At 62.8% G+C, this 5,959-nt stretch carries 6 protein-coding genes; all 6 read right to left on the reverse strand.

The annotated features are described in order from the left end of the window. On the reverse strand, positions 1-1,321 hold a 1,321-nt coding region (locus VEK15_05100; protein HXV60049.1), incomplete at its 3' end, for an ABC transporter permease. Continuing rightward, positions 1,219-2,388, reverse strand: a complete 1,170-nt coding sequence (locus VEK15_05105) for an ABC transporter permease (protein ID HXV60050.1) — start codon at positions 2,386-2,388, stop codon at positions 1,219-1,221. The genes VEK15_05100 and VEK15_05105, both read right to left, overlap by 103 nt. Positions 2,389-2,578: 190 nt before the next feature. After that, entirely contained in the window at positions 2,579-3,787 is a 1,209-nt protein-coding gene (locus tag VEK15_05110; protein HXV60051.1) for an ATP-binding protein, read from the reverse strand. A gap of 166 nt (positions 3,788-3,953) precedes the next feature. Continuing rightward, positions 3,954-4,574: a Uma2 family endonuclease gene (locus tag VEK15_05115; protein HXV60052.1), complete on the reverse strand. Its 621-nt coding sequence runs from the start codon at positions 4,572-4,574 to the stop codon at positions 3,954-3,956. Between the two features lie 169 nt (positions 4,575-4,743). Then, positions 4,744-5,064, reverse strand: a complete 321-nt coding sequence (locus VEK15_05120) for a hypothetical protein (protein ID HXV60053.1) — start codon at positions 5,062-5,064, stop codon at positions 4,744-4,746. After that, on the reverse strand, positions 5,061-5,959 hold an 899-nt coding region (locus VEK15_05125; GenBank protein ID HXV60054.1), incomplete at its 5' end, for a hypothetical protein. The genes VEK15_05120 and VEK15_05125, both read right to left, overlap by 4 nt.

Raw genomic sequence — 5,959 nt, forward strand, 5'->3', positions numbered from 1 at the left:
GCAGGCTGCTCAGCGCTCTCGCGAGAGCTACCGCGAGCAGGAAACCCACGAAACACCCCACCGCCGTCAAGCGCAGCCCTTCCTTCAGAACGAGCCATAGGGCCTGGCCGCGACTGGAGCCGAGCGCCATCCGGATCCCCAGCTCTCGTGTGCGCTGGGCCACACGATACGCTCTCAGTCCGTAGACTCCGATGACGGACAGCAGGAGCGCCACGCCTCCGAATAGCATGAAGATCCGGGCACCCGCCCTCACGAGCCAAAGCGCCATACTCTCTTCGAGAAACATCGACATGGTCTCGAGGGTCAGAATCGGTAACCGTGGGTCGACGGCGCGCACTTCTCGTTGGACGGCGTCGAGCTGGCTGGCAAGAGCTTCCTCGCCCGCGACCGAGGAGGTCAAATAGAAATGCATGTTGGCCTGGTATCGCTGGCCGAACGGAACGTAGACGTGCTCGGGGTTTGCGTCGAACAAATCGTCCTTCAAGCTCGGAGCGATGCCGACGACTTCCATCTCCTCGGATTCCTTGCTGCCATCACGTCCGACGAAGACGATGCGCCCGGAGAGCGCCTCTCCGTCCGGCCACAGACGCGCGGCGAGACCCTGGTCCAGGATCGCCACCGGTGCGGAGCCTCCGGCCGACATCTCGCTTCGGGTAAAGTCTCGACCCCGGAGCAGCGGAACTCCAAGCGTCCGGAAGTAGTCGGCTCCCACGACGTTGAAGCGGGCGTTGACGGATTCGGACGCCTGCACCGCGTCGGCGCTAGAGCTCGGCGCCCTTTCTGCGGGAAGCACCCGCTGGCTCTGGGAGACCATCCCGTAAGGGACCGTTGCCGCCAGGCTCGTGGATTCGATGCCGGGAAGCGCGGACAGACGTTCCTCCAGGATTCTGTATATCTCCCGGCCGCGAGCCTCGTTGTAGCCCACCAGGCTCGGATCGATCTCGAGGAGGAGCCTGCGCTCGAGCGAAAAGCCGGGATCGGCCCCGGAGGCGTTCACGGCACCGCGAAGGAACAAACCGGCCGCCGTCAGAAGTGCGAGTGAAAGCGACACCTGGCCTATGACGAGAACGTTTCTGAAGGCACCGAGTCTTCCGCGGCTGGTCGGATCTTCGGCAGGGTTCTCCTTCAAATCGGTAACGATCTCGGGCCGGGTCAGCTTCCAGGCGGGCGCCAGAGTGAAGACGAGCGTGCTCGCGACGCAGAAGAATAGCGAAGCCGTCAGCACTCGAACATCGGGACTGGTGCGAACGATGAGGTCGACAGGAAGGATCTGGCGCATCGATGAGACCAGAAGCGCGTTGCCCCAATAGGCGAGCAGCAATCCCAGAGCACCGCCCAGGAGAGAAAGGAAAAAACCCTCGAGGAGGAGCTGGCGTACGATGGGCCCCGGCGCCCACCAATCGCCAGACGAATGGCGAGCTCCTTGCGTCGCATGGTCCCGCGAGCGAGCGTCATGCTCGCCAGATTCAAACAGGCGATGAGCAACACTGCCGCGGCGGTCGCTGAAAGAAGAACAGCAACGGCCTCGAGCTCGCTGTCATCGGAGGGCTCGGTGCTGATGCCCATTCGCGGCAAGGGGTTCACGACGAAGGTTTGGTTCCGATTGGCGTCAGGGTAGGTTTCTGCGAGCTGGGCCGCGAGAACCGCGAGCTCGGAGTCGGCGCTCTCTACCGTTACCCCATCCTTCAATCGGCCGATCAGCACGAGGGAATAATTGTCGCGCTCGTCGAGGCTCCGCCGGGCGGAGCCCATGAAATCGTTCGCGATCTCGCCGTGCTGTCCCAGAGGAAACCACAGCTCGGTGGAGATCAAGGCCGTAGCGGCCGTGAAGTCCTTCGGCGCGATACCGACGACGGTGTAGCTCCTTCCGTTGATATCGATGCCCTTGCCGACGTAATCCGGGTCGGCGCCTTCTTTCTGCCAGAACGGATAGCTGACGATCACGGCTCGGAGGCCAGAGCCCGGCCGCTCCTCCTCGGGAGTAAAGCTTCGTCCTCGAAAGAGCGGGACGCCAAAAGTCGAGAAGAAGTTGGCCGCGATCACCTCCGCGATGATTCGTCGGGTCAAGCCGTCCTTCGTCAATCCGACGAGCGCCAGATTGTGAGCGGTGAGATTGGAGAAAACGGTGTTTTGATCGCGTAGATCGACGAAGTTCGGGTAGGAGAAGGGTCGATAGCTATCCGGCTTCTCCGTATCCTTGCTGAAGCATCCCACGAGCTGTTCGGGACGCTCGATCCGAAGCGGCTTGAACAGAAGGGTGTTTACGATGCTGAAGATCGCCGTATTGGCGCCGATGCCCAGGCCCAGCACGAGTACGGCGACGACGGCGAAGCCCGGGCTTCCGGCGAGGACCCTCAGTGCTAATCGAACCGAGCGGATCGCGTCCACGACTCATCCTCCTCCCACGAGAGCTCTCGACGAACGCGAATTGTAACGGTTCCCGGATACAAAGAGTTCGAATTCATCGAGACACGAAGCCGATGCCGTGGAGGAAGCTTGCGCCCACCAGAGGTGTTGGCGATGTCGGGGAAGAAGTACTCGAGAAACGCCTTCAGGAAGAGCCTCAGGAGCTCCTTCGTCAGCCGGAGAGCCAGTGCTCGACGGGGGTGAGCAGGAACTCTTCCACCGGAATGCCGTCGGCTCCGACGAGGAGCTTTATCGATGAGGGATGGGCTTCACCGAATTTCAGCAAGCCGGGAAGGTGTGTCGAGCGCCGCCCGCTCTTGACCTCCATCGCCACGAGCTTTCTGCCCCGAGCCAGAATGAAGTCAACCTCCCGGCCGCGATCGCGCCAGTAGAAGACGTCGATCGGCGAGCCGACGGTTCCGTTCACGAGGTGCGCGCCCACCGCGGTCTCCACCAGGCGGCCCCATAGCTCGCCGTCTCTTCGTACCCCCGCGAAAGTGAGGTTCGAGGTCGCGGTCAAGAGGGCGGTGTTGAGCACCTGCAATTTGGGGCTGGCTCCTCTCTGTCTCGCGATGGTCCCCGAGAACTTCGGAAGCCCCGTCATCAAGCCCGCGCCCGCGAGAAGCTCCAGGTAGTGCGCGAGGGTCGTGGTGTTGCCGGCGTCGTGAAGCTGTCCCAGCATTTTGTTGTACGAAAAGATCTGGCCCGAGAAACGGCATCCGAGCAGGAACAGTTGCCGGAGAAGCGCTGGCTTGTCAATCCGGGAGAGAAGGAGGATGTCGCGAGCCAGGGTCGTTTCGATCAAGCTGTCTACGATGTAGCGCCGCCACCGGTGCTGGCTCTGAATCAAGGTAGCGGCGCCCGGATAGGCTCCGAAGAAAAGGTACTGGTCCAGGTTCCAGCCGAACGCGTCTCTCATTTCGGCAAAGGACCAATGGGAAACGCGCAGAACCTCGAACCGGCCCGAGAGACTGTCCGAAGGCCCCCTCTGCACCAGAAGAGGTGCGGATCCGAGCAGAAGGACCTTGAGGGGAGTCGACCTCCGCGAGTCCTCGTCCCAGAGCCGCTTGACGACCTCCGACCATTCGGGGATTTTCTGGATCTCGTCCAGGATCAGAATGGCGCTGCGCCGTCGAGGGGTCCGGCACAGCATCCGGGCGCGCTCCCACTGTGCCTCGATCCAGGCGCTGTCCTTCAAGGCGGGCTCGTCGGCGGACGCGTAGTGGGACGGATGGTCCCGGTCCTCGATGGCCTGGAGCGCCAGAGTCGTCTTTCCCGCCTGGCGCGGGCCGGCGAGCACCTGGATGAAACGCCGCGGTCCGCGCAGTCTCGCGGCGAGGCTTCGATAGAGCGCGGGTCGGCGAAAGCGAGACTTTACCATTTACTCAGTATATTGAGTAATTTTACTCAATCAATTGAGTAAACCAAACCGAGGGACCGAAGAGCTGAAAGAGTGCTCGGCCCGGGCTTCACAAATCCAGGTGGAGCCGGAGCGCGTCCTCTGCAAACACGTGTGCCGCAGAAACGTTCGGGCCTCTTATCCGATGTTAGAGGCGCGGAGCTTCTCGGCGTCGCAGCGCTTCCCGGAACGCCTTCACCGCCTGGAGGGCCGTGGGGCGGTCGAGGAACGACGATAGAAGCCGCACGTCGAGGTCGGGAAAGAGAATGCTCTTCTCCGAAGGCTGGAAACGCCCTTCCCACAGGACGTGGACGATGATCTCGGAGAGCTTCCAGATCCAGACCTCGCTCACGCCGAGGCGGCGATAGATCTCGAGCTTGTCGATCCCGCCGCTCGTCCACACCACTTCGATCGCGAGGTCGGGGGTATCCTTGCTTTGATCCCCGACGAGGTAACACTCGTCCGGCTCGAGCCCGCTCTGCCTTGGCTCGCTCTTCAGAGTCCAGGCTCCGTAAGGCGAGAGGTCGATCCCCCGCTCGAGCGCAAAGGCCTCGATGAGGCGGCCGATGTAGGACTTGATACGCTCGTGGTCCTTCGACGGGCTCATGAGCTCCATCACTCCTTCCAGGTAGGAGATGCGAGGCACGGACCTGTCGCCGCGCAGAGCGAGCTGGGCTTCGTAATGGGTCCAGGGAACACCGTAGGTGACGAGGCGCTGGTCGGCGGTGGGAACGAGCTCACCGGCGGGAGTCGTCACTTGCGAAGCCATGTCGAAATGCTAGCACGCCCGGCGAAGGGCCTGCTATTCGATCTACCGAGCCGGAACCCGAGCCTTCAGCTCTTCCGTCCAGTTGAGGATGATTTCGATCCGAGGGCGGGGCAAGTCACCGGATTCGGGCATCCTCCGCGGGGAACACCATCGAGAACGAGGTAGTGGATTATCGGACTTTCATTAATGTCGTGGGGCCCCACCCCCACGACTTCTCGCTCCGCGACTCCGCTTCGCTCCGCGCTGCGCTCGAGCTGATGGCTCCCGAATCCATAGATCGACGCGATGTTTGGATGATTGAGAGACGCCAGGAGCTTTGCCTCGCGCTCGAACCGGGCAAGGCGCCCCCGTCCTGGTAGAACGCTTCGGGGAGGGTCTTGATCGCGACCTCGCGGCCGAGCTTCGTGTCGCTGGGGCGCCAGACCTCACCCATGCCGCCCCTTCCGAGCTCGGACGTGATCTCGTAGTGCGCGAGCCGTTCGCCGATCATCGCGACCCGTCCTCCTCGAGCAACCTTCTCCAGTTGAGAACGACGTGGATAGTCCGTTCTTCTCCCGCGGGAACGAGGAAGAGGAAACGCTCGCCATCGGGATGCACGTCCCATTGACCCACTTGAGGAAGGACCGCGGCGACGGGGACCTCGAAGAGGGATCGTGCGACCCCACGCGCGCCGAGCTCGGGATCGAAATCGACGGCCATGACGTGGGCATCGCTCGAAAGGAAGAAGAGCTCTCTTCCGTCGGAGCGCCACCGGGGCTGTCCGCCTCCTTCGCTCGAAACGCGCAGCCGCTCCTTGGTGTCGAGCCGCTCCACGTAGACCTCGAATCGGCCCGTCTCGTCGGCAATGAAGGCGAGCCACTTTCCGTCGGGAGAGCGATAGGTCTCGTCGAGGCGACCCTTTTGGCGCACGATCTCCTGAGGTTCGTGGCTTCCCTCCATGGGAACGAGGCCGATCATGAAGCCGTCGTGGAAGGAGAGCCGATTGTCGGCCGCGAGCCATTGGTTGAGCCAGAGATTCTTTTCGGAAGAGAGAACGAGCTCGGGCTCGGCGCCCGCGGCGAGCGTCAGGCGGTACAGATCAAAAGTCGTCGAGAGCCTCGCGCTCATTGCAATCTCTCGCCCATCCGGCGACCAGGCGGCATCGGCGGTCCGGTACCCGTCCGGGGTGAGCCGCGATGCGATCCCGCCTCGTTCGAGATCCAGGATCCAGAGCGAGCTCTCTCGGATAACGATGGCACGGCGCCCGTCGGGAGACAGAGTCACTTGCACGAACGGTCCGGGTTCGCCCACGCCTCCGAGGGACCGGCCTTCGCGATCGAACCATGCCAGGCGACGGTCCGACTGTCCCACGCTGTAAGCGAGGACGTCGCTCGAAGCGGAGAAGC

The sequence above is a fragment of the Vicinamibacteria bacterium genome (assembly GCA_035620555.1).
Lineage (GTDB): Bacteria > Acidobacteriota > Vicinamibacteria > Marinacidobacterales > SMYC01 > DASPGQ01.